Here is a 23,923-nt window from a genome sequence, read left to right on the forward strand (position 1 = left end):
ACATGACGAAAACTAAGAGAGGCCTCAGCCCTTCGGCTTGTCCTTGAGCATGTTCCAGGAGTTCTGCTGGGCCAGCATGGAACGGAGATAATCCGTATTGGCCTTGGCCTGTTGCGGAGAAATCTCGCGCGCGGCAATCGCTTCCGCCTCCTGAAAGCGGCCTTGCAAACCGACTGACAGCGCGAGGTTCTGACGCACGCGGCTGTCGGCGCCCGGAGCGGCAGCGGCCTGCTTGAAATAGGTTTCGGCAGTTCGTGCATCGCCTGCCAGAAGATAGGACATCCCCATATTGGAGATGATCGACGGTTCATTCGGCTGAAGCTGCAGCGCCTTCTGATAAGTCGCGCGCGCTTCTTCCTTCCTGCCCATCTGGTCGAGAATGGCGCCTTCTGCGGAAACCAGTTTCCAGTCGGGATAGGCCGGGTTCTGTGCGCGACGAACGGCATCAAGTGCGCCTTCAAACTGGCCTGCACCCGCAAGCGCCTTGCCATAAGCCGAAAGAACAGCCTGATCTTTCGGATAGACAATGGCAAGCGCCCGCATGACGGCAAGCGCCTGATCGTTGCGGCCAAGGCGCGCCAGCACATTGGCGTAGTTGAGCGCCGTCTGACGGTCCTTCGGATTGCGCTCGTATTGCGCCCCGAGCCGCCCGGCCATCGCAGCAAGCTGCGCGTCGTTCATGTGATCGAAAGTGGCGACCGTCGCCGCACGGCGGACCGAACCGGTCGTGGTTCGGTCGACGGATGTGCAGCCGGAAAGAACCAATGCTGAAAGAATGCAGGCGAAACCAAGACGTGTTGCGATAACGTCTTTTCGAACGATATTCAGCATCCCGCCTCTCCTGCTAAAGCGTGTCGCGCATCCAACATGCTTTAGTCTCTGGTTTTCACCCTCAAGCCCAATTCCTGCTAGATCAATAATCTGTTAACCCTAACGATTGGTTAATATAGCGATTGCGGTTTCTGTTTCCGCGCGGCAATAATCACGCTATCTGTTTGTTTTAGCGCGCATCTTATCCGAAAACCGTTTCACACTTTTCGGGAGGCGCGGTATCTGTTTGTTTTATGAACTTCCGACAAAATCCCAGCGCTTTTGCCGGACATCGCTTACTGGTCAGAAAGAGCATCATGTCTGTCGAACTTCTTTCCCAAAAATCCGAACAAAGCCGTCCGATCTGGTTTACGCCGAAAGGCGGACTGGAAACCGCCGGTCTTCCCGCCGATGCAATTGCATGGGCCGGGGCCAACGGGTTTGACGGCGAAGCCGGACGTGTGCTCGTCCTCCCCGGCGCAGGCGGATCGGTGTCGGGTGCGCTTTTCGGAACAGGCAGCGAGGAAAAGGGCAGCCAGTCGCAGCTTCTGGCCGGAAAGCTGGCGCGCAACCTTCCGGAAGGAGACTGGCATATCGAAGGCGCGGTCGATGAGGCGGCCCTTGCCGTTCTCGGTTTCCTGATGGGCGCTTATAGTTTCACGCGTTATCGCAGGGCCAATGGCAAGGCGATCCGCCTCGCTCTGCCCGATGGCGTGGACGAAGCGGAAATCCGCCGCATCGCCGCTGCGGTTATGCTGGTGCGCGATCTCATCAACACGCCGACCAACGATATGGGACCAGATGCTCTCGAAAATGCGGCCCGTGAACTGGCGTCCAAGTACAAAGCCGATATTGCCGTTACTGAAGGCGATGCGCTTCTGGAGAAGAATTTTCCGATGATCCATGCGGTCGGTCGTGCTGGCGCTATTGCGCCACGCCTGATCGATCTTAGCTGGGGCAAGGCAAGCGACCCGAAAATCACGCTGGTTGGCAAGGGCGTCTGTTTCGATACCGGCGGCCTCGACATCAAACCGGCAAGCGGCATGTTGCTGATGAAGAAGGACATGGGCGGAGCCGCCAATGTGCTGGGCCTCGCCTCCATGATCATGGACGCGCAACTGCCGGTGCGGCTGCGTGTATTGATCCCGGCGGTAGAGAATTCGATTGCCGGTAATGCCTTCCGTCCGGGTGACGTGTTGCAAAGCCGCAAGGGCTTAACCGTCGAAATCGGCAATACCGATGCCGAAGGCCGACTGGTTCTTGCCGACGCGCTTGCGCTTGCCGACGAGGAAGAACCTGCACTCCTGATCGACATGGCAACGCTGACGGGCGCGGCACGTGTCGCGCTCGGTCCCGACCTGCCGCCATTCTACACGCATGATGACGGACTTGCTGCTTCCATCGCGCAAAGCGCGGATTCCACAGCAGACCCGCTATGGCGCATGCCGCTCTGGAAGCCCTATGCGCAGAAACTGTCCTCACGGATCGCCGACATCAACAATGTCACCACCGACGGCTTTGCCGGATCGGTCACGGCTGCGCTCTTCCTCAGCAAATTTGTCGAAAAAGCTCAAGCATGGGCGCATTTCGACATTTTCGGTTGGGTGCCGGTCGAAAAACCCGCTTCCCCGGTCGGCGGCGAAGCGCAAGCCATTCGCGCTCTTTACCAACTTTTGAAGGAGCGTTACCCGGCGCGCTGAATCCACTTGCCTGCAACGCCGAAAACGGATTGAATAAAACGGTTCCGAAACAATCCCCATTTGGGTGGAACCGGATGCCGATTGAGCTGAAGCCGTTGCAGGCGCTGACATTGCTGAGAACCCTGTCGCTGGAACAGGTACGTGATGAGATGCCCGATCTCACCACGCGACAGGCAGCCATTCTCCTGACCATCTATCTGGAGCCCCCGCCGCATACTGTGCGGGGACTTGCAGCAAAACTGAATGTCACCAAGCCGGTGATTACCCGCGCGCTCGACACGATGGGAGCGCTTGAACTCGTCTCCCGGCATCGTGATGAAAAAGACCGGCGAAATGTGCTAGTAAAGAGGACGGTCGCCGGTGCACTTTATGTTGAAAGACTGGGCGATCTGGTGATCGCCAAAGCCAGGGAGTTACCACTTTGACCATGCTCGACCGCCGCCTCAACGCTTATCGCCCCGACCTCGCCGACGAACGGCTGACCGGTCAGGTGGAAGCGGCGCGTTTTACCGCCGGAGCACCAATGCAGGTTTCCGCATCCGTTGTCGATCTGCGCGCTGAACCGCGTATGGATAGCGGTCCGCAGACACAGATGATTTTCGGCGATCCCGTTCGTGTCTTCGAGGAAATGGACGGCTGGTCGTGGGTCCAGGCAGAACGCGACGGCTATACGGGTTATGTCTCCTCTGCCGCGCTGGAGCAGACTGCTGGCGCCGAAACACATCTGGTCATTGTGCCGCGTACTTTCGTCTATCCCGGCTCTGATCTGCGTTTCCCGCACACCAAGGCACTGTCGCTCGGCTCTCGCGTGCGCATCGTCGGCGCAGCCGAAACGCGCGGTACGAAATATGCACTGCTGGAAAGCGGCGAGGCGCTGATCGCAAGCCACCTTGCGCCAGTCGGTGAACATGCAGCCGACTATGTGGCGGTCGCCGAAACCCTTCTTCATACGCCTTATCTGTGGGGCGGCACATCAGGCTTCGGCATCGACTGCTCCGGCCTTGTGCAATTGTGCATGTGGGTGACAGGCCGCAAGGTTCTGCGCGATTCCGACATGCAGCAGGATACGCTCGGCGAAATCATCGAACCCGATGCGACCTATTCGAATTTGAAGCGCGGCGATCTGGTTTTCTGGAAGGGCCATGTCGCCATCTGTGCCTCGCCTGACATGCTGATCCATGCGAGCGGTCATACGATGACCGTCACGCTGGAACCGCTGCAGGACGCCATCAAGCGCATTGCCTATCTCTACGATCTGCCGACGCTTATCCGCAGACCCTGAAAATGAGACCGGGGATCCATGAAGGGGAAGACCACATTGACGATAGCCGCTTTGCTGATCGGCTTTGTTTTGTCTTTTCCATCCACCGTTTCACCTGAGAGAATTGCACGCATGACCATTCCCGCGTCGCCTGCCGCCTTTGCAGAAGTCAACGGCATCGAAATGTATTACCGGATCGTCGGCGAAGGCTCGCCAATCCTGCTTATTCCCGGCGGCCTGTCCGACCAGCATGTATGGGATGCACAACTTCCGATCCTTGCGCGCGACCACACCGTAATCGTTGCCGACAGTCGCGGACAGGGACGCTCCACCCGCACCGATGATCCGATCACCTATGGACTGATGGCCGACGACTATGTGGCGCTGCTCGACTTTCTCCACATCGACAAGGTCGATCTAGTCGGCTGGAGCGATGGCGGCATTATCGGCCTCGACATCGCCATGCGCTATCCTGAACGGCTGACAAGCCTGTTTGCGCAGGCGGCAAACGTCACGCCTGACGGCAATACCGGTTATGCCGAGGCCCGCGCCGAAGGAAAACCGATACCGGAACTGCGCCACTATGAGAGCATCGACAAGGAAATCCACGCGCTGTGGGCGAACGAGCCGAACTTTACGGACGAGGACTTGTCCGGCATCAGCGTGCGCACGGCGATTGTGATCGGAGACCGCGACACGGCCATCACACGCGAACATACGGAGTTCATCGCCAGTCAGATACCGGGTGCTGAATTGATCATTCTGCCTGATGCCGGGCACGGCGTCCCGGTCGAAAATCCGCGTCTCTATGCGCATACGGTGCTTCGTTTCATTGACGGCAAAAACGCCGAAGAAACGAAGACCGCGAGCCGGAAAAATTAAACCCGGTTCGGCAATACGCGATCGGGCGGGCGGTGCCCGTCGACAAAAGCCTTGATATTGATGATGACCTTGTCGCCCATATCGATGCGACCTTCCATGGTGGCCGATCCCATATGCGGCAGCAGGACGACCTTGCCCTTTTCGGCAAGCGCCAGCAGCCGCGGATTGACCGCCGGCTCGTTCTCGAAAACATCCAGCCCCGCCCCGGCAAGCTTGCCTTGTTCGATCAGCTCGATCAGGGCATTCTCGTCAATGATCTGGCCGCGTGCTGTGTTGACCATATAGGCAGTCGGTTGCATCAGCGCGATGCGGCGTGCGGACAGCAGATGGAATGTGGCAGGCGTCGAAGGGCAGTTGACCGAGATGATATCCATCCGGGCCAGCATCTGGTCGAGGCTATCCCAATAGGTCGCTTCCAGTTCTTCCTCGACTTCAGGGTTGACGCGCTTGCGGTTGTGATAGTGAATGGAAAGCCCGAAAGCCTTGGCGCGGCGGGCGACAGCCGTGCCGATGCGTCCCATGCCGACAATCCCGAGGCGCTTGCCCCAGATGCGCCGTCCGAGCATCCAGGTCGGAGACCAGCCTGGCCATTGTCCGTGGCGCTCGCCCAGCACATTGGCACCTTCCACCAAACGTCTAGGCACGGAAAGCAAAAGTGCCAGGGTCATATCCGCCGTGTCTTCGGTCAGGACATTCGGCGTATTGGTGACGGTGATTCCACGCTTTGCGGCGGCCGCGACGTCGATATTATCCACGCCATTACCGAAATTTGCGATGAGCTTGAGATTGGGACCCGCCTGTTCGATCGCAGCTGCATCGATGACATCTGTGATGCAAGGCACCAGAACGTCCGCTTCCTTCATCGCAGCGATGATTTCCGGCTGATTCATGCGGTGGTCGTCTATATTCAGACGCGCATCAAACAGTTCCCGCATTCGGGTTTCCACTGGGTCCGGCAATTTTCGCGTAAGAACGACCAGCGGTTTCTTCTTGTTCGACATCTCCACCCCATCGTTGAGCAAAGCCCCCGGAACAGCCCGTATTGTAACCAACTGGCGGGGCACGCTCCAAGAAATTTCCTGCACATTTCCAGCGGAAAACCGACTCCCACTTTTCCCGAAAATGCGTTAACCGAAGCTTCATGTTGAGACCTCCTTAACCAAGGCGGTGCAATATGGGATATTGCTTCGGCTGAACATCTCTATCAAGGCGAAGCGGCAAAGACAAAGAAAAACCGGAAACTTCAGGTGTCTCTTGGAAAATCCACATCGATTTTCTGAAAAGATACATTTAAAATCAAACAATTAGGTCGCTTTCGATCTGTTCCATACAGACGGATGTGCGATCTGAAAACAGGACGGCAACGTCGCCTCGCAGCCCCCTTAAACTGCTGAAGCTACTACCGTGCTGTCGTGACAGGACGGCGAGAGGTCGCAGTTTGTACAGAGTACTTTCGCAACGCTTTTGGATAGCCATGCTTGGCTTTCTGGCATTTTTTCTCATTCTGGCGCCGCTTGGCGCTTCACACAGGCATGCCGCACGGGCCGCAGAGCCCGCGGGCACGACTGTCGGCGCAAGCGGACTTCCCGTGCCACGTTTCGTCAGCCTTAAACCCGCACGCGTCAATCTGCGCATCGGTCCGGGGCGCGACTATGCGGTTTCATGGCTTTTCATGAAGGCGGGACTGCCCGTCGAGATCATCCAGGAATATGACAACTGGCGTCGTATCCGCGATGCGGACGGCACGGAAGGCTGGGTCTACCAGTCGCTGCTTTCCGGAAAGCGAACTGCCATCACAGCCCCCTGGCTCAAGAACAATCAGGGTTCGATGATCAATATGCGCCGCGATGCCGCCGACACATCGGGACTTGCTGCCGAAATCGAACCGGGTGTAGTCGGCACCGTGCGTGAGTGCACCGGTCAATGGTGTCGGGTGGACATGGGCGGCGTACGCGGCTGGATCAAGCAATCTGACCTGTGGGGTGTTTATCCGGGCGAAGTCTTCGACTGACTTCGGTCTCACGGAGTGGGATAAGAGAACCGGGCAAGCTTGACTTCGCCAGACACGAACCGATACTGCGATCAGAGCGTCGATCTCATTCAATCAGATCGAAGTGCGCTCTGAATTGAGTTTCAAAGGAGTTTTATGCGCAGACGTTCATCGCGACCGTTTTAACGGATTTGAACCCGCCCGTACGGCGGAACTCTTGTGCATACTCAAAACTCTGGAAGACCATGAAAAATCATGACGTGATAATCCGCGCCTATCAGGCGTCGGACAAGCCATCCCTGTCGTCCATCTGGTATCGCGCCTCCCTGGAGGCCCATTCCTTTCTCGGAGGAGATCGGCTTCAAGACCAGCGCAAACTCATCGAAGACGTCTATCTCGAGAAGGCAGAAACATGGGTTGCCACGATCAATGACAGGCCGATTGGCTTTATCGGCCTGCTCGATAGTTTTATCGGCGGGCTGTTTGTCGATCCTGACGTTCAAGGCTGCGGAACAGGGCGAATTCTGATCCGCCATGCATTGGCATTGAAAGGCGAGCTATCGCTTGAAGTTTATGCCGACAATGAGCGGGCATGTCGTTTCTACAGCCGTCTCGGCTTCAAGATAACCAGTCAGCGATCGGAAGACGATGAAGGCCTTCCCTTTCGCAACATCCGGATGGAACTGAAAGGCTGATAAGCGAGCGGGGCGAAAAATCGCCCCGCCTCCACCTCGGAATATCACCAGGCAGGTGCCACCGATCCCTTGAACGTCGTGGCGATGAATTCCTTCACTTCATCGCTGTGGTAGGATGAGATCAGGGTTTTCACCCAGTCGGCATCCTTATCGGTGGTGCGAACGACGAGAATATTGACGTAAGGCGCTTTCTCGCCTTCCCGCACCAGCGGATCGGTTGCCGGGTTCAAGCCAGCTTCCATGGCATAGTTGGTGTTGATGACGGCCGCATCGACGTCTTCCATCGAACGCGGAAGCTGTGCCGCATCGAGTTCAACGAATTTGAGGTTCTTCGGGTTTTCAACGATATCGAGGGTACTGACCTTCAGCCCCTTGGCCGGGTCGATTTTGATGATGCCGTTTTCAGCAAGAACCAGCAAAGCGCGACCACCATTGGTCGGATCATTGGGGATCGCAATTGTCGCGCCGTCGGCCAACTCCGAAATATTCTTCAGCTTCTTTGAATACAGCCCCATCGGAAAGTTGACCGTCTCGGCAACGCTCACAATGTCGAAGCCGCGATCGGCAACCTGATTGTCGAGATAGGGCTTATGCTGGAAGGAGTTGGCTTCCAGTGCGCCATCCGCAAGCGCCATGTTCGGGATGACATAATCCGAGAATTCCTGAATATCGATTTCAAGACCGTTCTTCTCGGCGACTTCCTTCACCTTTTCCATGATCTGGGCGTGCGGCCCCGGCGTCACTCCGATCCGGATGGTCTTTGCAAAGGCGCTGCCAGCGGTGAACACGGCGAGAATGGTCGCGGCGACAAGTAGCTTACGCATGATATCTCCTTCGAATGTGCTCCGGCCAGGCTTGGGAGGCGATTCAGCCGGGGGTGCAGAACTTTATCCCTTTTCAGCCCCATACGGTCCAATAGGCAACAAAAAAGCGGCCATGGCCGCTTTCTTTTCATGTCCAACTAAAAGGAGCGCTCGTTACTGGCTCTTGCGGCGCAGGCGAACGATAATATCCACGTTCACGATTTCCATGCCATGCGGCGCATCCGGCATGTTGGCAACCGTAGGCTGGCCTCTTTCGCCGTGTGGAATATCGAACACGACATTTTCCCCTTCGAGGAAGAAATGCTGGTGATCCGAGATATTCGTATCGAAATAGGTCTTCGAGCCTTCAACCGCGATGATACGCAGCATACCGGCTTCCGTGAACTGGTGCAGCGTGTTGTAGACCGTCGCCAGAGACACCGGCACGTCGGCCATCACGGCCTCTTCGTGCAGGTCTTCTGCAGACAGATGGCGATCGCCCTGGGCGAAGATCAGGCTCGCAAGCGCAACGCGCTGCCGCGTCGGACGCAGGCCCGCGCGGCGGAGCTGCTCTTCCATCGAGACCGTCGAGTGGGTATGTGAAGACTGCATATTCACCGTTGGTTCCGTCACAAGCTTGTTGCAAAATCATCAATCGTCAAACGGGCTGTTGCCCATTGCATACTGACATTGATATATGCCGTTGCGAAATAAGTATCAATAGGCTTGGGAATTGGCCGGTTTTTCGGATAAACCCCCAAATAACTCAATGCATGATTTTACTGCCGGAAACAGTCTGTGGTAGGGATGTTCCGGTGAAACCTACAACCGGGCCGGATTGCCGGTCGATACAGAATGAACCTCAAGGGAGGCGTAATGGCAGAACAGAAATCAAGCTATGGGTATGAAGAACTCCTGGCCTGCGCACGCGGCGAGATGTTCGGCCCCGGCAATGCTCAGCTTCCCCTGCCTCCGATGCTGATGGTCCATCGCATCACCGATATTTCCGAAACCGGTGGTGAGTTCGACAAGGGCTATATCCGCGCCGAGTATGATGTGCGCCCCGATGACTGGTATTTCCCGTGTCATTTCATGGGCAATCCGATCATGCCGGGCTGCCTCGGTCTTGATGGCATGTGGCAGCTGACCGGTTTCTTCCTCGGCTGGCTCGGCGAGCCGGGTCGCGGCATGGCTCTCTCCACCGGTGAAGTGAAGTTCAAGGGCATGGTGCGTCCGCATACCAAGCTTCTCGAATATGGCATCGATTTCAAGCGCGTCATGCGTGGCCGCCTTGTGCTCGGCACGGCTGACGGCTGGCTGAAAGCCGATGGCGAAACCATCTACCGGGCGTCTGACCTGCGCGTCGGCCTGTCGAAGGACAGCGAGGGCCAGTAAGGCACCTCAATCACCATCATCCACGAGCGCGACTGCAAAAAAGTGAACAGTTTTCATGCGGCCGCGCTCAAAACATGCGAAGATCGCACCTATGTAACCGCGAACAGGCGGCAGTCCGCATGACGGACACGTCGCTCACGGATCAGGTGTAAAGGAGAACGCGATGCGGCGTGTGGTCGTAACGGGTATGGGGATCGTATCCTCGATTGGTAACAACACCGAAGAGGTCACGGCTTCGCTGCGTGAAGCAAAGTCCGGCATCTCCCGCGCTGAGGAATATGCCGAGCTTGGCTTCCGTTGTCAGGTGCACGGCGCTCCGAATATCGACGTCGAAGCACTGGTCGATCGTCGCGCGATGCGCTTCCATGGCCGTGGCACGGCCTGGAACCATATTGCGATGGATCAGGCCATTGCGGATGCGGGGCTTTCCGAAGAGGAGGTCTCCAACGACCGCACCGGCATCATCATGGGTTCCGGCGGTCCATCGACCCGCACCATCGTCGATTCTGCCGACATCACCCGCGAAAAAGGCCCAAAGCGCGTCGGCCCGTTTGCCGTGCCAAAAGCCATGAGCTCGACGGCTTCCGCGACGCTTGCGACCTTCTTCAAGATCAAGGGCATCAACTATTCGATTTCTTCGGCCTGCGCGACTTCCAACCATTGCATCGGCAATGCGTTCGAAATGATCCAGTATGGCAAGCAGGACCGCATGTTCGCAGGCGGCTGCGAAGACCTCGACTGGACGCTTTCGGTCCTGTTCGACGCCATGGGCGCCATGTCGAGCAAGTATAACGACACGCCATCCACTGCATCGCGTGCCTATGACAAGAATCGCGACGGCTTCGTCATTGCTGGCGGTGCTGGCGTGCTGGTGCTGGAAGACCTCGAAACCGCACTGGCCCGCGGCGCCAAGATTTACGGCGAAATCGTCGGCTATGGCGCGACGTCCGACGGTTACGACATGGTCGCCCCGTCCGGCGAAGGCGCGATCCGCTGCATGAAGATGGCCCTTTCGACCGTCGAGGGCAAAATCGACTATATCAATCCACACGCCACCTCGACGCCAGCTGGCGACGCCCCGGAAATCGATGCGATCCGTCAGGTCTTCGGCTCAGGCGACGCCTGCCCACCGATTGCTGCGACCAAGTCGCTGACCGGCCACTCGCTCGGTGCAACCGGTGTGCAGGAAGCGATCTACTCGCTTCTGATGATGCACAATAATTTCATTTGCGAAAGCGCACATATCGAAGAACTGGACCCTGCCTTCGCGGACATGCCTATCGTTCGCAAGCGCATTGACAACGCTCAGCTCAATACCGTGCTCTCCAACTCCTTCGGATTTGGCGGCACCAATGCGACGCTGGTTTTCCAGCGCTATCAGGGCTGAGGGAGAGGGAAAATATGGAAGGTTTGATGAAAGGCAAACGCGGCCTCATCATGGGGGTCGCGAATAATCACTCACTCGCTTGGGGAATTTCAAAGCAACTCGCAGCACAGGGCGCCGAACTAGCCTTCACCTATCAAGGTGATGCACTCGGCAAGCGCGTAAAGCCGCTGGCCGAACAGGTCGGCTCCGATTTCGTACTGCCTTGCGATGTTGAAGATATCGAGTCGGTCGATGCGGTCTTTGCCGAAGTCGAAAAGAAGTGGGGCAAGCTCGATTTCATCGTTCACGCCATCGGCTTCTCCGACAAGACCGAACTGAAGGGTCGCTACGCAGACGTCACCACGCGCGAAAATTTCAGCCGCACAATGGTGATTTCCGCCTACTCCTTCACGGAAATGGCACAGCGCGCTGAAAAACTCATGAAGGACGGCGGCTCGATCCTGACGCTGACCTATGGCGGTTCCACGCGCACCATCCCGAACTATAACGTCATGGGCGTTGCCAAGGCCGCGCTTGAAGCCATGGTGCGTTATCTTGCTGCCGATTACGGCCCGCAGGGCATCCGCGTCAACGCCATTTCGGCCGGTCCGGTGCGTACGCTTGCCGGTGCCGGTATTGGCGACGCCCGCGCAATCTTCAGCTATCAGCGCCGTAACTCGCCGCTGCGCCGTACCGTCGACATCGATGATGTCGGCAAATCGGCGGTCTATCTGCTGTCTGATCTCTCGAGCGGTGTCACCGGTGAAGTCCATTATGTGGATTCCGGCTACAACATCGTCTCCATGCCGACGCTTGAAGAGCTGAAAAGCTCTGACGCGGAGCGCGGTGAATAAGCCAAGCCATCTTATAAAAAGGCCGCCTTCTGGGCGGCCTTTTTATTTATTTCTTCGCATCGAAGATTTTGAAACCGTTCGCCTCTTCGAGAAGAGTCACATTCTTGAACAGTCCTTTGAGCGTCGTCTCATAAGGCAATTGCCGGTTTGCGACCATAAGCAGACGCCCGCCCGGCTTCAGGCGTGACGCGGCAGCGGCAATGAACGCCTGACCAAGCGAAACATCCGTCACCCGCCCCTCATGGAACGGTGGGTTCATAATCACGGTGTCGTAGATGCCTGCCATCTTTTCACTCGTCACATCGAACCAGTTGAAGCTGATCGGCACTGATGCACCAAGCCGCTCCAGATTGCCGCGCGCCGCTTCCAGCGCCTCATAATCGGCTTCATAGAGATCGATAGACTTGATGCGATCCGCAAACTTCAAGCATTGCGCCGCAAGATAGCCCCAACCGGCGCCAAGATCGGCGACGTTACCAAAAACAATCTTTTCCATATGCGGCACGAGCAGCGCCGAACCCTTATCGATAACACCGTGCGAGAACATGCCGGGTTCTGTGCGGAACACATCGTCAATATCGGTCGCAAGCGGCTTCAGAGCCGCGATGAATTCATCGGTGAGGTCGGCTGGTCGTCTGAACCAGAACGCCACGGCATGGTTCTTCGACATGCGGTCGCTGATCTCGGCGATATTGCTGGCCCATTTTCGAAAACTGTCAATGCCGAGCTTCTTGTCGCCTGACACGGCAATCCACCCACCGGGCTCAACACGCGCCAGGAGCTCCGCAAACCACGCCTCATTGCGCCCGCGATGTTTTCCGAGCAGCAGTAGCCCGCCGGAAAAACGCTTCTCCTCGCCCAATCTGGGAACTGTCTTGAAGCCCTCCTTTTCCAGCACCAGCCAATCGGGGCGCCAAGGCTGCAGGAAGGTCAGCGCCTGTTTCCATTCGTCCTCAAGACGCCGATCCGCAGAAAGACCACACGCAAGAAAGGATTGCCCCTCTTCGGGCATATCCAGAATGTCCTGATCGAAGGGGAGAAAGAGTGTCTGTTGTGCCGGTGTAATCATGACTCATCCATGGTCTTGAATTGATTCCCATGCAACAAAAAAGCGCGCCACAAGAGCGCGCTTTCGATTGATTTACAGTAGCAGAAACGCTTATTCAGCGTCGGCTTCTGCCTTCTTTTCAGCAACAACTTCCTTGCCGGTTTCCTGATCGACAACCTTCATCGACAGGCGAACCTTGCCACGTTCGTCAAAGCCCATGAGCTTGACCCAGACCTTCTGGCCTTCCTTGACCACGTCAGTGGTCTTGGCAACGCGGTCGGAAGCCAGCTGCGAAATGTGAACCAGACCATCGCGTGGACCAAAGAAGTTTACGAAAGCGCCAAAGTCAGCGGTCTTGACGACCGTACCTTCGTAGATTTCGCCAACTTCCGGTTCGGCAACAATCGAGTGGATCCACTTCTTGGCGGCTGCGATTTCCTTGCCGTTCGACGAAGCGATCTTCACCGTACCGTCGTCTTCGATGTTGATCTTGGCGCCGGTCTTTTCCACGATTTCGCGGATAACCTTGCCGCCCGAACCGATAACGTCACGGATCTTGTCGGTCGGAATGTTCATCACTTCGATGCGCGGAGCGAATTCGCCGAGTTCGTCACGCGACGTGGACAGAGCCTTCGCCATTTCGCCGAGAATGTGGACGCGACCGCCCTTGGCCTGCTCCAGAGCGACCTTCATGATCTCTTCGGTGATACCGTCGATCTTGATGTCCATCTGAAGTGCGGTGATGCCGTTGTCAGTACCGGCTACCTTGAAGTCCATGTCGCCGAGGTGATCTTCGTCGCCGAGGATGTCGGACAGGACAGCATAACGGTCGCCTTCCTTGATCAGGCCCATGGCGATACCGGCAACCGGACGTGCGAGCGGAACGCCTGCGTCCATCAGAGCCAGCGAGGTGCCGCAAACAGTCGCCATCGAGGACGAACCGTTGGATTCGGTGATCTCGGAAACCGAACGGATCGTGTAAGGGAACTGGTCGGCAGCAGGCAGCATCGGGTGGATGGCGCGCCATGCGAGCTTGCCATGACCAACTTCACGACGGCCTGGCGAACCCATACGACCGGTTTCACCGACCGAGTATGGCGGGAAGTTGTAATGCAGCATGAAGGATTCTTTGTAGGTGCCGGTCAGGGCATCGATCATCTGCTCGTCTTCGCCGGTGCCGAGCGTGGCAACAACGATGGCCTGCGTTTCGCCACGGGTGAACAGCGCCGAACCGTGGGTGCGCGGCAGAAGGCCAACTTCCGAAACGATTGCACGAACGGTCTTCAGATCGCGGCCGTCAATGCGGCTGCCGGTGTCCAGAATGTTCCAGCGAACAATCTTGGCCTGCAGATGCTTGAAAATGGTCGCGAACTGCTCAGGCGACATTTCCGGCTCTTCAACGCCTTCCGGGAAGAAGTGAGCCTTCGCCTTGGCTTTTGCAGCGTCAACAGCAACGTAACGGGCCTGCTTTTCGGTGATCTTGTAAGCGTCGCGCAGGTCGTTTTCGATAACGGCGAGCACCTTGGCTTCGAGATCCGACAGATCTTCCGGCTGGAAATCACGTGGTTCCTTGGCAGCAACTTCAGCGAGCTTGATGATCGCGTCGATTACCGGCTGGAAGCCCTTCTGGCCGAAAACAACGGCGCCGAGCATGACCTCTTCGGAAAGTTCCTGCGCTTCCGATTCGACCATCAGCACTGCGTCGGCAGTACCGGCAACAACCAGATCGAGCTTCGATTCCGGCATTTCGTCGATATTCGGGTTCAGGACGTATTCGCCGTTGATGTAGCCAACGCGCGCGCCGCCGATCGGACCCATGAAAGGAACGCCGGAAATGGTCAGTGCTGCGGAAGCTGCAACCATCGACAGAACGTCGGGGTTGTTTTCGAGGTCGTGCTGAACAACAGTTAGAACAACCTGCGTGTCATTCTTGTAGCCATCAACGAAGAGCGGGCGGATCGGACGGTCGATCAGACGCGAAACGAGGGTTTCGTTTTCGCTCGGACGGCCTTCACGCTTGAAGTAACCACCAGGGATCTTGCCAGCGGCATAGGTCTTTTCCTGATAGTTGACAGTGAGCGGGAAGAAATCCTGGCCCGGCTTCGGCTCCTTGGCAGAAACGACAGTCGCCAAGACAACGGTTTCGCCATAGGTTGCGAGAACTGCACCGTCAGCCTGACGTGCGATCTTGCCGGTTTCGAGCGTAAGCGGACGACCGCCCCATTCGATTTCTACTTTATGGGTATTGAACATATCTTGTCCTCATGTGGTGATGCCGCGCAAAAGCGCCTGAAGGCATCGCCTCGGTTGGCGGACGGGCCACGGGCAAGACAACGAGAAGTTCGTTATGTGTCAGAACATTCGCTCCCGAATATCCTCTGACACGAACTGCCTGCAATCCTGCCCCATGACTGGTCCAGGTCATGAGCCTTTTGGCTCTTCATCGGCATGACGGAATGCACCCGGTGCGTCGTTTCATGCCAGCGGGCATTCGCCCGATAGAGCGGATGCACTCACATATGTTCGCGCTTCCGCTCTATCTGTTTGGTTTTACGCATGTCTTTGTCCCAAAACCGGTTCCCACTTTTGGGAGACATGCTCAAGTGTCGCATTTTATCTGTAAGCGGCTATCCGCACGACAAAATGCCGAATAAATCAAATGGGCGACGTTTTGAGACGTCGCCCGATTTTACCGTTAGCGGCGCAGGCCGAGACGGCCGATCAGCGCCTGGTAACGTGCCTGGTCGATGCCCTTGACGTAGTCAAGAAGGCGACGACGCTGCGAAACCAGCTTCAGGAGGCCGCGACGCGAATGATTGTCATTCTTGTGGCCCTTGAAGTGTTCGGTGAGGTTGGCGATACGCTCGGAAAGAACGGCAACCTGTACTTCAGGAGAACCGGTGTCGCCTTCCTTGGTGGCGTATTCCTTGATAAGTGCTTGCTTGCGCTCAGCAGTAATCGACATCGTAACACCCTTTCTAGATGAGAGGAAAACCAGACGCCCGGGCCGGGATGTCGTCCAGCGCGGGCCATTTACACGATCTGACATGCTTTTACGCATGATCGATGAAGGGGCATATAGTGCAAAATTGGCGGGAACGCCAGTCTCAATTCAATTTGCCGCCTTATCGCGATCTTCTGACGAAACGTCAGCCCGTTGTGAAAACGCGCTTCGGTTTGAACTGTCCATGCTCGATGTAACCGATGGCGAGCAGTTTTCCGCGTGTCGTGACACAGGCTTCGTCTGCTTCCAGAGGCGCATCGCGTCCGCGCAGGATCACCGGATTGCCAAGACGCACGCGTTGCGCCTGATCGTCGGTAAGCGGCACCTGCGGCAGACAATCGAGAGCAGCTCCCGTATCGATGACCAATGCATCAATCGCCGAAAAGTCGCGACGCGGAGCGGGTTCGACGACATTGCCATCCTCATCCTTGGGCGGAAGCGGCGGCCAAGCCTGTTCAAGTTCTGCCAGTGTTACAGCGTCTTCTTCCGTGAACGGCGCAACTTCGATGCGGCGCAGCTCTGAAATGTGTCCGTAGCAACCGAGATCCCGGCCCATATCGCGTGCGAGAGAGCGCACATAGGTGCCCTTGGAGCATTCGACCTCGAACTCGGTGCGATCAGCATCCGGAATACCAACGATCTCCAGACGGTCAATCTCGACTTCACGGGAAGGTATCTCGACCGTCTCGCCTTCGCGGGCAAGATCGTAAGCGCGCTCGCCATCGATCTTGATGGCGGAAAACTGCGGTGGAACCTGCGAAATGACACCGGTGTAGTTCGGCAGCAATGCCTCGACATCGGCGCGCGACGGGCGATTATCCGAGGTCTTGGTGGCAACACCTTCCAGATCGTCCGTTGAGCGTTCCTCGCCCCAGCTTACCGTGAAACGGTAGATCTTGGTTCCATCCATGACATAAGGCACGGTTTTGGTGGCCTCACCCAGCGCTATGGGCAACATGCCGGAAGCAAGCGGATCAAGCGTACCGGCATGACCGGCTTTTTCGGCGTTGAACAGCCACTTGATCTTCGAGACCGCCTCGGTCGATCCCATCCCTTTCGGCTTATCGAAAATAACCCAGCCGGATATCGGACGACCTTTTTTCTTGCCCCGTCTTGCCATGCTTTATTCGTCTCCATTGCGGGAAGCCTTGTCTGCCTCCCGGTCTTCTTCATCGTCATGCCCAAGATCGCGGGCGACTTCCGGCGAGCGGAGCAGCGCATCGATCTTGGAAAAATTGTCAAAGCTCGTATCGGCCCGGAAGCGGAATTCCGGCATGTATTTCATCTGGCTGAGGCTTGGCGCCATGCGACCACGAATGAACTTTGCGTTTGCAGCCAGCGCCTTGATAACCGCTTGCGTGTCGGCGTTACCAAGCGGGGTGATGAAACAGGTCGCAATCTTGAGATCGGGCGACATCCGCACTTCCGAGACGGAAATCACGGTGTGGGCGATAAGATCGTCGCGAATTTCACCGCGTTGAAGCACCTGCGCCAATGCGTGGCGCACCTGCTCGCCCACGCGAAGCTGGCGCTGGGAAAGGCCGCCTGAGCCTTTTGGATCTGGAGAACGTGCCATGGCTATATCCTCGATAAACAGCCGCCAATCGGCATCCAGCCGCGAAGGACTGTCCGACAACATGACTACAAATTGGCAGGCGTAATAATACGCAACTTACCACAATCCAGCTGGGAGTCAGACCCTCTGGACCGGATAATGAAAAGCCGGGCCACCTCTCGGCAGCCCGGCGGGATAGTACTTAAAGTGTGCGCGAAACGTGTTCGACTCGGAAGGCTTCGATAACGTCGCCTGCGCGAATGTCGTCGTAGTTCTCGAACGCCATACCGCATTCCTGACCGGCCGGAACTTCCGACACTTCGTCCTTGAAACGCTTGAGCGTCTTGAGCTTACCTTCGTGAATAACCACGTTGTCGCGGATGAGGCGGACGCCTGCACCACGCTCGACCTTGCCTTCGGTGACACGGCAACCGGCAACCTTGCCGACCTTGGTGATGTTGAAGACTTCGAGAATCTCGGCATTGCCGAGGAAGGTTTCGCGGCGTTCCGGCGACAGGAGACCCGACATCGCTGCCTTAACGTCATCGATCAAATCATAGATGATGTTGTAGTAGCGGATTTCGATGCCCTGCTGATCAGCTGCGTCACGTGCCTGCTTGTTGGCGCGGACGTTGAAGCCGATGATCGCAGCGTTGGAGGCTTCGGCCAGCGACACGTCGCTTTCCGTGATACCACCGGCGCCCGAATGCACGATACGTGCACGCACTTCGTCGGTGCCGAGCTTGTCCAGCGCATTGGTGATGGCTTCGATAGAACCCTGCACGTCGCCCTTGATGACGAGTGGGAATTCCTTCGTGCCCGACACCTGGAGCTGGTTCATCATCTGCTCGAGCGAACCACGCGCACCGGACTGGCGAGCAACGGCCTTGTCGCGTGCCAGACGCTGACGGTACTCGGCAATTTCGCGCGCCTTGGCTTCGTTGGCAACCACGGCAAAGCGGTCACCGGCCTGCGGCGTGCCCTGAAGGCCGAGGACTTCCACCGGCATCGCAGGACCGGCTTCCTTCACATGCTCGCCACGGTCGTTGACCAGTGCGCGCACGCGGCCCCATTCGCTACCGGCGACGAGGATGTCACCCGGATGCAGCGTACCCGTCTGAACCAGAACGGTTGCAACCGAACCACGGCCACGATCGAGCTGGGCTTCGACGACAACGCCTTCAGCCGTACGCGACGGATCAGCCTTGAGATCAAGAATTTCAGCCTGCAACAGAATTGCTTCAAGCAGTTTGTCGAGGTTGAGCTTGTTCTTGGCCGACACTTCGACGTCGAGAACTTCACCGCCCATCGATTCCACAAAGACGTCATGCTGCAACAGAGCAGTACGAACCTTCTGCGGATCGGCAGCCGGCTTGTCGATCTTGTTGATCGCCACGATGATCGGAACACCTGCCGCCTTGGCATGGTTGATCGATTCAATCGTCTGAGGCATCACGCTGTCATCGGCAGCCACCACGAGGATGGCAATGTCGGTCGCCTGCGCACCACGGGCACGCATTGCAGTAAAGGCAGCGTGGCCCGGCGTATCGATGAAGGTGATCTTCTGGCCGTTCTGCTCGACCTGATAAGCACCGATATGCTGGGTGATGCCACCGGCTTCGCCCGAAACAACATTGGCGTGACGGATCGCATCAAGCAGCGAGGTCTTGCCGTGATCGACGTGACCCATAATGGTCACGACCGGAGGACGGGAAACCAGCGCAGCCTCGTTGTCGGCAACACCGAAGATGCCTTCTTCAACGTCCGATTCCGCAACGCGCTTGACGGTATGGCCGAATTCTTCAGCAATGAGCTGCGCCATATCGGCATCGATCACGTCGCCCGGCTTCATCATCTGGCCCTGCTTCATCAGGTACTTGATGATATCGACCGAACGTTCGGTCATGCGCTGCGCAAGTTCCTGAAGCGTAATGGTTTCAGGAATGGTCACTTCACGCGAAATCTTTTCGCGTGTTTCCTGCATCTGCGAACGCTTGAACTTTTCCTGACGACGACGCATCGCCGAAAGCGAACGCGAACGACCTTCATCCTCAAGATTGCTGGAGATGGTCAGCTTGCCACGACGGCGATCATCTTCGGTCTTGACCACTTTTGGCGCGCGAACTTCCGGCTTGGCCGGAGCACCGCGACGGGCAGCAGTCAGGCCACCGCCACGACGGTCGTCATCGTCAGATGCGACAGTCTTGCGAAGCTGGCTCTGCGGAAGCGGCTTGCCCGGGATTGGGGCAGCGTCGGCAAGGCTTGGCGCAGCCGGGCGCGGACCACCCTGCTGCGGACGGCCACCTTGCGGCGGACGATTGCCCTGAGGACGACCGGCCTGCTGCGGGCGATTGCCCTGCGGTGCCGGGCGCGCATCGTCGCGACGCTCGGTACGGGCTTCCGGCTGCGGCATACGCTTGGCAGCCTCTTCCTCGGCCTTGCGGCGGGCATCGGCCTCGGCCTTGAGGCGAGCTTCCTCTTCCGCCTGACGACGGGCAGATTCTTCACGCTCCTTGGCGCGGCGGGCATCTTCCTCGGCGCGACGCTTGGCTTCCTCGACAGCGCGTGCGCGTTCCTCAACTTCACGGACCTGCGCTTCTTCGAGCGCACGGCGACGTGCATCCATTTCGGAGCGCGACAGCGTGTTCAACACCATGCCGGAGCGGTCGGACGGGCGCGGACGCTGTGCCTGCTGGCCGCCGGGACGCTGCTGTGCCGGGCGCTGCTGTGCGACATGCGGCTTCGTTACCGGAGCAGCAGGGGCTGCTGGCTTCGGTGCCGGGGCGGCTGGTGCTGGCGCACGCACTACCGGCGCGGCTTGTGCAGGCTGCGCGGCTTGTGCCGGTGCAGGAGTAGATGCCGCAGGCGCGGGAGCAGCAGGTGCCGGAGCTGCTGGCTTCGGCGCCGCTGCCTCGACTTCCGGCTTCTCGTCAGGCCGCGAGAATTTGCGCTTTTTCGTTTCAACGACGACAGCCTTCGTGCGGCCGTGGCTGAAATTCTGGCGCACGGTGCTCTGCTCGACGCCCGGCCGCTTCATGGTCAGCGTCTTCTTCGTATTAACGCTCAGCGTCTTGTCGTCGTTCGTTTTATCGCTCATTACGTTTCCGTTTCCTTCGCGGCTCCGGCCGCTCTACTCGAGCTTTATCCAACGTGACCGGGTCATGTTGGATAAAACTCCAGTCATCCGCCTCAACGCGCAATCCGATCCGGGGTCTGCCAGGCCCCTCCAAAATTGCGCTCTAATCCGGGTCCGATGCGCTTTCACCGCGATAGCGATGCAACATAAGCGCCCGCTTTACGAACCCGGCCGCCGCCTTTCCTTCAAGTACGGCTGCATGTATCACATTTCCGCCCCCAAATGCCAAATCCATTTCTTCCCCCGTAAAAAGAGTGAAAGAAGGGATTTCCGGACCATCCAGATGCACCACGGCACGGCGAGCCTGATCGAGCTTGCGTACGCCGTCGGCGGCGGCTTCCTTTGCGTGCAACACCATGGCGGCTGTCCCGGTGCGGATCGCCTGATCCACCTTGGTCGAGCCAGATACCACAGCTCCGGCCTTGCGAGCCAACGCGAGGCTGCCAAGGGCAGATTTCGTCAGCAACTGGTCCACCAGCGCGCCAAGATCCGCCTGCGGCGTTACACCTTCCTTCAGCGCCCGCGCAAAAAGCTTGCGCTTGACTGCTTCATCCACCAGACGGCGCTCGGCCTTGACCCAGCACCCCCTGCCCGGCAGAGTTCTTTTCAAGTCCGGCACCACGGAACCGTCGGGACCGGCCACAAAACGGATCAGATCATCGGCAGAACCGCTTTCGCGCGTGACGATACAGGTTCTGTCATTCATATCCTGCTCCACGCGAACTCCAGTCTTGCCATATTGCGGTCTGCCCGCACGTCGGACGTAACGCGGGCGCTGTACCAGAGCATAAGCCCCACCACAACCCGGAACATGTCCGAAACCTGAACTGGCCAATCAATTCGAATGAATGACGACCATTTTTCAGGGATGAATTGCAAGAGCCGCATAGCTTACGCCTGAATTACACCAGACGTAAGAAGCCATGCGGCTCTTTTTATTCCGGCCGCTTCTTAGGAAGCAGCTTCCTCTTCACCGACTTCGGCTTCTTCTTCCTGAGCCGATACCAGTTCTTCTTCCGTGATCCATCCTGCCTTCAAACGCGCAGTCAGGACCATCTGTTCCGCATCGACGCGCGAAACATCGAAGGAAGAGAAGATACCGCTATGAGCGACGGTTTCACCGTCCTTGCGTTCACGCCAGCCGACCAGATCATCGACGGCATAGCCGGCAAAGTCTTCCATCGTCTTGACGCCGTCTTCACCGACAGCCACGAGCATTGCCGTGGTGATACCCGGCAGTTCGCGCAGTTCGTCTTCGACGCCCAGTTCCTTGCGGCGATCATCCTGTTCGCTCTCGATACGATCCAGATATTCGCGAGCACGTTCCTGGATTTCGCCAGCCGTATCCTCATCGAAACCATCGATGGAAGCGATTTCGCCCGGCTCGACATAGGCCAGTTCTTCAACAGATGCGAAACCTTCGGAGGCCAGAACCTGACCAACCATCTCGTCAACGTTGAGGGCATCCATGAAGAGCGTCGAACGCTCGGTGAATTCCTTCTGGCGACGTTCGGATTCTTCGTCTTCCGTCAGGATGTCAATGTCCCAGCCGGTGAGCTGGGAAGCAAGGCGCACGTTCTGACCGCGACGACCGATTGCAAGTGATAGTTGGTCATTCGGAACGACAACTTCAATACGTTCAGCATCTTCATCGAGAACAACCTTGGCAACTTCAGCTGGCTGAAGCGCGTTGACGATGAAGGAAGCAGCGTCCGGCGACCACGGAATGATGTCGATCTTTTCACCCTGCAGTTCGCCCACAACGGCCTGAACGCGGGAGCCACGCATACCGACGCAGGCGCCGACCGGATCGATGGACGCATCACGCGACACGACCGCAATCTTGGCGCGGGAACCCGGATCGCGGGCAACCGACTTGATTTCGATGATGCCGTCATAGATTTCCGGCACTTCCATGGTGAAGAGCTTCGCCATGAAGGACGGATGGGTACGCGACAGGAAAATCTGCGGGCCGCGCTGTTCGCGGCGCACGTCGTAGACATAGGCGCGGATGCGGTCACCATAACGGAAAGCTTCACGCGGGATCAGCTCATCGCGGCGCACGATGGCTTCGCCACGACCGAGATCGACAATCACATTGCCATATTCGACGCGCTTGACGGTGCCGTTGACGATCTCACCAACGCGATCCTTGTATTCGTCATACTGGCGGTCACGCTCGGCTTCGCGCACTTTCTGCACGATGACCTGCTTTGCCGACTGGGCAGCAATACGGCCGAAATCCATCGGCGGCAGCTGATCGGCGATGAAGTCGCCGACCTGTGCGTCCGGGTTGCGATCGCGCGCGGTGAAGAGCGAAATCTGCGTCGCGTAATCCTCGACATGCTCGACGACTTCGAGCAGACGCTGCAGCTTGATCTCGCCGGACTTCGCATTGATGTCCGCGCGGATGTTGCTTTCCTGGCCGTAACGCGAACGCGCCGCCTTCTGGATCGCATCGGCCATGGCCGCAAGAACGATCTCGCGGTCGATCGACTTCTCGCGTGCGACCGCATCGGCGATCTGCAGAAGCTCCAGCCTGTTAGCACTGACTGCCATTGGACTCTCCTTGGTGTCGCACCCGGCTCCTCTAGATGCCGGACGCCAGAAACTTATTCTTTATCTTCAGCTTCGCCCGATGCGGTTTCATCGGACTGCTCGCCCGCTTCTTCGCTACCGAGGTCGTCACCGGGAATGCGGCCTTCGCGCAGGGCCTTGTCCTTGCGGAGCGCATCGCGGATCAGGTCATCGGTCAGCACGAGGCGTGCATCAGAAATCAGATCGAATGGAATGCGCACGACAGGTTCGCTGCCGTAGGAAATCTGGTCGCTTTCGATCACGACCGATTCCGCATCCCCCAGGACGATGCGGCCGCGGAATTTCTTGCGGCCTTCGTGCACGACGGAGGTTTCCACCTTTGCGATGTGACCGGCCCAATCGGCAAAGTCCGACTTGCGAACCAGCGGGCGGTCGATACCGGGAGACGAAATCTCCAGATGGTATTTTCCACTGATGGGATCTTCCACGTCGAGAACCGGGGCAACCGTACGGCTGACCAGTTCGCAATCATCGACCGTCATCGTGCCATCGGGACGTTCGGCCATGATCTGCAAGGTCTGGCCATTGAGCCCCGAAAGGCGCACGCGTACCAACCGAAAGCCCAGCGTATTGATGACGGGCTCGATGATGGAAGCCACTTTCGCATCAATACCCGTCTCGCGAATGATGCGTTCATCCGCGCCTGCTGCGAGCGTTTCTGCTTCGTTTTCCTGAACCTGTTCCGTCAACCTAAAAACCTTTCAAAAGGCCGGAAAGCCCCTTCAAGTTAGCCGTAAGTAACAAAAAAGAGCGGGACCGGGTGGACCCACTCTTGTTCAAACGACCAAGAATTTGAGACTTATATACCAGCGGAAGCGGATTTTTT

General features: G+C 57.6%; 22 protein-coding genes. 9 read left to right on the plus strand and 13 right to left on the minus strand.

The genetic code is table 11. The features are described from left to right. Positions 1 to 24: 24 nt before the first annotated feature. Positions 25 to 831 (minus strand): tetratricopeptide repeat protein, encoded by an 807-nt coding sequence (locus AC1RHM_RS18160; protein ID WP_010657794.1) that lies wholly within the window; start codon positions 829 to 831, stop codon positions 25 to 27. 296 nt (positions 832 to 1,127) lie between these two features. Between AC1RHM_RS18160 and AC1RHM_RS18165 the strand changes: the two genes are divergently transcribed. The 4 genes from AC1RHM_RS18165 (at position 1,128) to AC1RHM_RS18180 (ending at position 4,653) form a co-directional block, all read left to right on the plus strand. Further along, positions 1,128 to 2,510 carry a leucyl aminopeptidase family protein gene (locus AC1RHM_RS18165; protein WP_010657793.1) on the plus strand — a complete coding sequence of 461 codons (1,383 nt, stop codon included), beginning with the start codon at positions 1,128 to 1,130 and terminating at the stop codon, positions 2,508 to 2,510. A gap of 74 nt (positions 2,511 to 2,584) precedes the next feature. Then, positions 2,585 to 2,935, plus strand: a complete 351-nt coding sequence (locus AC1RHM_RS18170) for a MarR family transcriptional regulator (protein WP_010657792.1) — start codon at positions 2,585 to 2,587, stop codon at positions 2,933 to 2,935. Between the two features lie 2 nt (positions 2,936 to 2,937). Further along, a complete protein-coding gene (locus AC1RHM_RS18175) occupies positions 2,938 to 3,792 on the plus strand; it encodes a C40 family peptidase (protein ID WP_181152400.1) in 855 nt (284 codons plus the stop codon). An 18-nt stretch (positions 3,793 to 3,810) separates the two neighbouring features. Further along, complete coding sequence (locus AC1RHM_RS18180) at positions 3,811 to 4,653, plus strand: alpha/beta fold hydrolase (RefSeq protein WP_010657790.1); 843 nt, start codon at positions 3,811 to 3,813, stop codon at positions 4,651 to 4,653. Here the strand turns inward: AC1RHM_RS18180 and AC1RHM_RS18185 are convergent. After that, the gene (locus AC1RHM_RS18185) at positions 4,650 to 5,654 is read right to left on the minus strand and encodes a 2-hydroxyacid dehydrogenase (RefSeq protein WP_010657789.1); all 1,005 of its coding nucleotides are present in this window, start codon (positions 5,652 to 5,654) and stop codon (positions 4,650 to 4,652) included. The genes AC1RHM_RS18180 and AC1RHM_RS18185 overlap by 4 nt on opposite strands. Positions 5,655 to 6,091: 437 nt before the next feature. Between AC1RHM_RS18185 and AC1RHM_RS18190 the strand changes: the two genes are divergently transcribed. Both AC1RHM_RS18190 and AC1RHM_RS18195 read left to right on the plus strand, forming a co-directional pair. Beyond that, positions 6,092 to 6,664: an SH3 domain-containing protein gene (locus AC1RHM_RS18190; protein ID WP_029375824.1), complete on the plus strand. Its 573-nt coding sequence runs from the start codon at positions 6,092 to 6,094 to the stop codon at positions 6,662 to 6,664. A gap of 224 nt (positions 6,665 to 6,888) precedes the next feature. After that, positions 6,889 to 7,338 carry a GNAT family N-acetyltransferase gene (locus AC1RHM_RS18195; RefSeq protein ID WP_010657787.1) on the plus strand — a complete coding sequence of 150 codons (450 nt, stop codon included), beginning with the start codon at positions 6,889 to 6,891 and terminating at the stop codon, positions 7,336 to 7,338. A gap of 44 nt (positions 7,339 to 7,382) precedes the next feature. Here the strand turns inward: AC1RHM_RS18195 and AC1RHM_RS18200 are convergent, their stop codons facing one another. Further along, a complete protein-coding gene (locus tag AC1RHM_RS18200; protein ID WP_010657786.1) occupies positions 7,383 to 8,162 on the minus strand; it encodes a MetQ/NlpA family ABC transporter substrate-binding protein in 780 nt (259 codons plus the stop codon). Positions 8,163 to 8,315: 153 nt separating this feature from the next. Continuing rightward, positions 8,316 to 8,753 (minus strand): iron response transcriptional regulator IrrA, encoded by a 438-nt coding sequence (irrA, locus tag AC1RHM_RS18205; RefSeq protein WP_012090985.1) that lies wholly within the window; start codon positions 8,751 to 8,753, stop codon positions 8,316 to 8,318. A 264-nt stretch (positions 8,754 to 9,017) separates the two neighbouring features. Here irrA and fabA point away from each other — a divergent pair, with 264 nt between their 5' ends. The 3 genes from fabA to fabI all read left to right on the plus strand — a co-directional run bounded on the left by fabA (position 9,018) and on the right by fabI (position 11,756). Beyond that, positions 9,018 to 9,536 (plus strand): 3-hydroxyacyl-[acyl-carrier-protein] dehydratase FabA, encoded by a 519-nt coding sequence (fabA, locus tag AC1RHM_RS18210; RefSeq protein WP_010657784.1) that lies wholly within the window; start codon positions 9,018 to 9,020, stop codon positions 9,534 to 9,536. A 163-nt stretch (positions 9,537 to 9,699) separates the two neighbouring features. Next, entirely contained in the window at positions 9,700 to 10,923 is a 1,224-nt protein-coding gene (gene fabB, locus AC1RHM_RS18215; protein WP_010657783.1) for a beta-ketoacyl-ACP synthase I, read from the plus strand. Between the two features lie 14 nt (positions 10,924 to 10,937). Beyond that, complete coding sequence (gene fabI, locus AC1RHM_RS18220; protein ID WP_010657782.1) at positions 10,938 to 11,756, plus strand: enoyl-ACP reductase FabI; 819 nt, start codon at positions 10,938 to 10,940, stop codon at positions 11,754 to 11,756. 46 nt (positions 11,757 to 11,802) lie between these two features. On the opposite strand, the gene AC1RHM_RS18225 is transcribed toward fabI, so the two are convergent. The 9 genes from AC1RHM_RS18225 to rimP all read right to left on the minus strand — a co-directional run bounded on the left by AC1RHM_RS18225 (position 11,803) and on the right by rimP (position 23,786). Then, positions 11,803 to 12,825, minus strand: coding sequence for a class I SAM-dependent methyltransferase (locus tag AC1RHM_RS18225; RefSeq protein WP_010657781.1), 1,023 nt, complete (start codon positions 12,823 to 12,825; stop codon positions 11,803 to 11,805). Positions 12,826 to 12,915: 90 nt separating this feature from the next. Continuing rightward, positions 12,916 to 15,057 (minus strand): polyribonucleotide nucleotidyltransferase, encoded by a 2,142-nt coding sequence (gene pnp, locus AC1RHM_RS18230; RefSeq protein ID WP_010657780.1) that lies wholly within the window; start codon positions 15,055 to 15,057, stop codon positions 12,916 to 12,918. Between the two features lie 442 nt (positions 15,058 to 15,499). After that, positions 15,500 to 15,769, minus strand: coding sequence for a 30S ribosomal protein S15 (rpsO, locus tag AC1RHM_RS18235; protein ID WP_010657779.1), 270 nt, complete (start codon positions 15,767 to 15,769; stop codon positions 15,500 to 15,502). Between the two features lie 184 nt (positions 15,770 to 15,953). Continuing rightward, a complete protein-coding gene (gene truB, locus AC1RHM_RS18240; RefSeq protein WP_010657778.1) occupies positions 15,954 to 16,928 on the minus strand; it encodes a tRNA pseudouridine(55) synthase TruB in 975 nt (324 codons plus the stop codon). 3 nt (positions 16,929 to 16,931) lie between these two features. Next, the gene (rbfA, locus tag AC1RHM_RS18245) at positions 16,932 to 17,384 is read right to left on the minus strand and encodes a 30S ribosome-binding factor RbfA (RefSeq protein WP_010657777.1); all 453 of its coding nucleotides are present in this window, start codon (positions 17,382 to 17,384) and stop codon (positions 16,932 to 16,934) included. Positions 17,385 to 17,565: 181 nt separating this feature from the next. Further along, the gene (gene infB, locus AC1RHM_RS18250; RefSeq protein WP_010657776.1) at positions 17,566 to 20,460 is read right to left on the minus strand and encodes a translation initiation factor IF-2; all 2,895 of its coding nucleotides are present in this window, start codon (positions 20,458 to 20,460) and stop codon (positions 17,566 to 17,568) included. A gap of 142 nt (positions 20,461 to 20,602) precedes the next feature. Then, entirely contained in the window at positions 20,603 to 21,217 is a 615-nt protein-coding gene (locus AC1RHM_RS18255; RefSeq protein ID WP_226622371.1) for an RNA-binding protein, read from the minus strand. Positions 21,218 to 21,450: 233 nt separating this feature from the next. Beyond that, positions 21,451 to 23,058 (minus strand): transcription termination factor NusA, encoded by a 1,608-nt coding sequence (gene nusA, locus AC1RHM_RS18260; RefSeq protein ID WP_010657773.1) that lies wholly within the window; start codon positions 23,056 to 23,058, stop codon positions 21,451 to 21,453. 53 nt (positions 23,059 to 23,111) lie between these two features. After that, a complete protein-coding gene (rimP, locus tag AC1RHM_RS18265; protein WP_010657772.1) occupies positions 23,112 to 23,786 on the minus strand; it encodes a ribosome maturation factor RimP in 675 nt (224 codons plus the stop codon). Positions 23,787 to 23,923 lie beyond the last annotated feature (137 nt).

The sequence above is a fragment of the Brucella sp. GW823-FHT04E01 genome, assembly GCF_058796175.1.

Bases quoted from the DNA above. Each gene is read 5' to 3' on its own strand.
- AC1RHM_RS18160 (WP_010657794.1), bottom strand. From the start codon at position 831: ATGCTGAATATCGTTCGAAAAGACGTTATCGCAACACGTCTTGGTTTC.
- AC1RHM_RS18165 (WP_010657793.1), top strand. From the start codon at position 1,128: ATGTCTGTCGAACTTCTTTCCCAAAAATCCGAACAAAGCCGTCCGATC.
- AC1RHM_RS18170 (WP_010657792.1), top strand. From the start codon at position 2,585: ATGCCGATTGAGCTGAAGCCGTTGCAGGCGCTGACATTGCTGAGAACC.
- AC1RHM_RS18175 (WP_181152400.1), top strand. From the start codon at position 2,938: ATGCTCGACCGCCGCCTCAACGCTTATCGCCCCGACCTCGCCGACGAA.
- AC1RHM_RS18180 (WP_010657790.1), top strand. From the start codon at position 3,811: ATGAAGGGGAAGACCACATTGACGATAGCCGCTTTGCTGATCGGCTTT.
- AC1RHM_RS18185 (WP_010657789.1), bottom strand. From the start codon at position 5,654: ATGTCGAACAAGAAGAAACCGCTGGTCGTTCTTACGCGAAAATTGCCG.
- AC1RHM_RS18195 (WP_010657787.1), top strand. From the start codon at position 6,889: ATGAAAAATCATGACGTGATAATCCGCGCCTATCAGGCGTCGGACAAG.
- AC1RHM_RS18200 (WP_010657786.1), bottom strand. From the start codon at position 8,162: ATGCGTAAGCTACTTGTCGCCGCGACCATTCTCGCCGTGTTCACCGCT.
- irrA (WP_012090985.1), bottom strand. From the start codon at position 8,753: ATGCAGTCTTCACATACCCACTCGACGGTCTCGATGGAAGAGCAGCTC.
- fabA (WP_010657784.1), top strand. From the start codon at position 9,018: ATGGCAGAACAGAAATCAAGCTATGGGTATGAAGAACTCCTGGCCTGC.
- fabB (WP_010657783.1), top strand. From the start codon at position 9,700: ATGCGGCGTGTGGTCGTAACGGGTATGGGGATCGTATCCTCGATTGGT.
- fabI (WP_010657782.1), top strand. From the start codon at position 10,938: ATGGAAGGTTTGATGAAAGGCAAACGCGGCCTCATCATGGGGGTCGCG.
- AC1RHM_RS18225 (WP_010657781.1), bottom strand. From the start codon at position 12,825: ATGATTACACCGGCACAACAGACACTCTTTCTCCCCTTCGATCAGGAC.
- pnp (WP_010657780.1), bottom strand. From the start codon at position 15,057: ATGTTCAATACCCATAAAGTAGAAATCGAATGGGGCGGTCGTCCGCTT.
- rpsO (WP_010657779.1), bottom strand. From the start codon at position 15,769: ATGTCGATTACTGCTGAGCGCAAGCAAGCACTTATCAAGGAATACGCC.
- truB (WP_010657778.1), bottom strand. From the start codon at position 16,928: ATGGCAAGACGGGGCAAGAAAAAAGGTCGTCCGATATCCGGCTGGGTT.
- rbfA (WP_010657777.1), bottom strand. From the start codon at position 17,384: ATGGCACGTTCTCCAGATCCAAAAGGCTCAGGCGGCCTTTCCCAGCGC.
- infB (WP_010657776.1), bottom strand. From the start codon at position 20,460: ATGAGCGATAAAACGAACGACGACAAGACGCTGAGCGTTAATACGAAG.
- nusA (WP_010657773.1), bottom strand. From the start codon at position 23,058: ATGGCAGTCAGTGCTAACAGGCTGGAGCTTCTGCAGATCGCCGATGCG.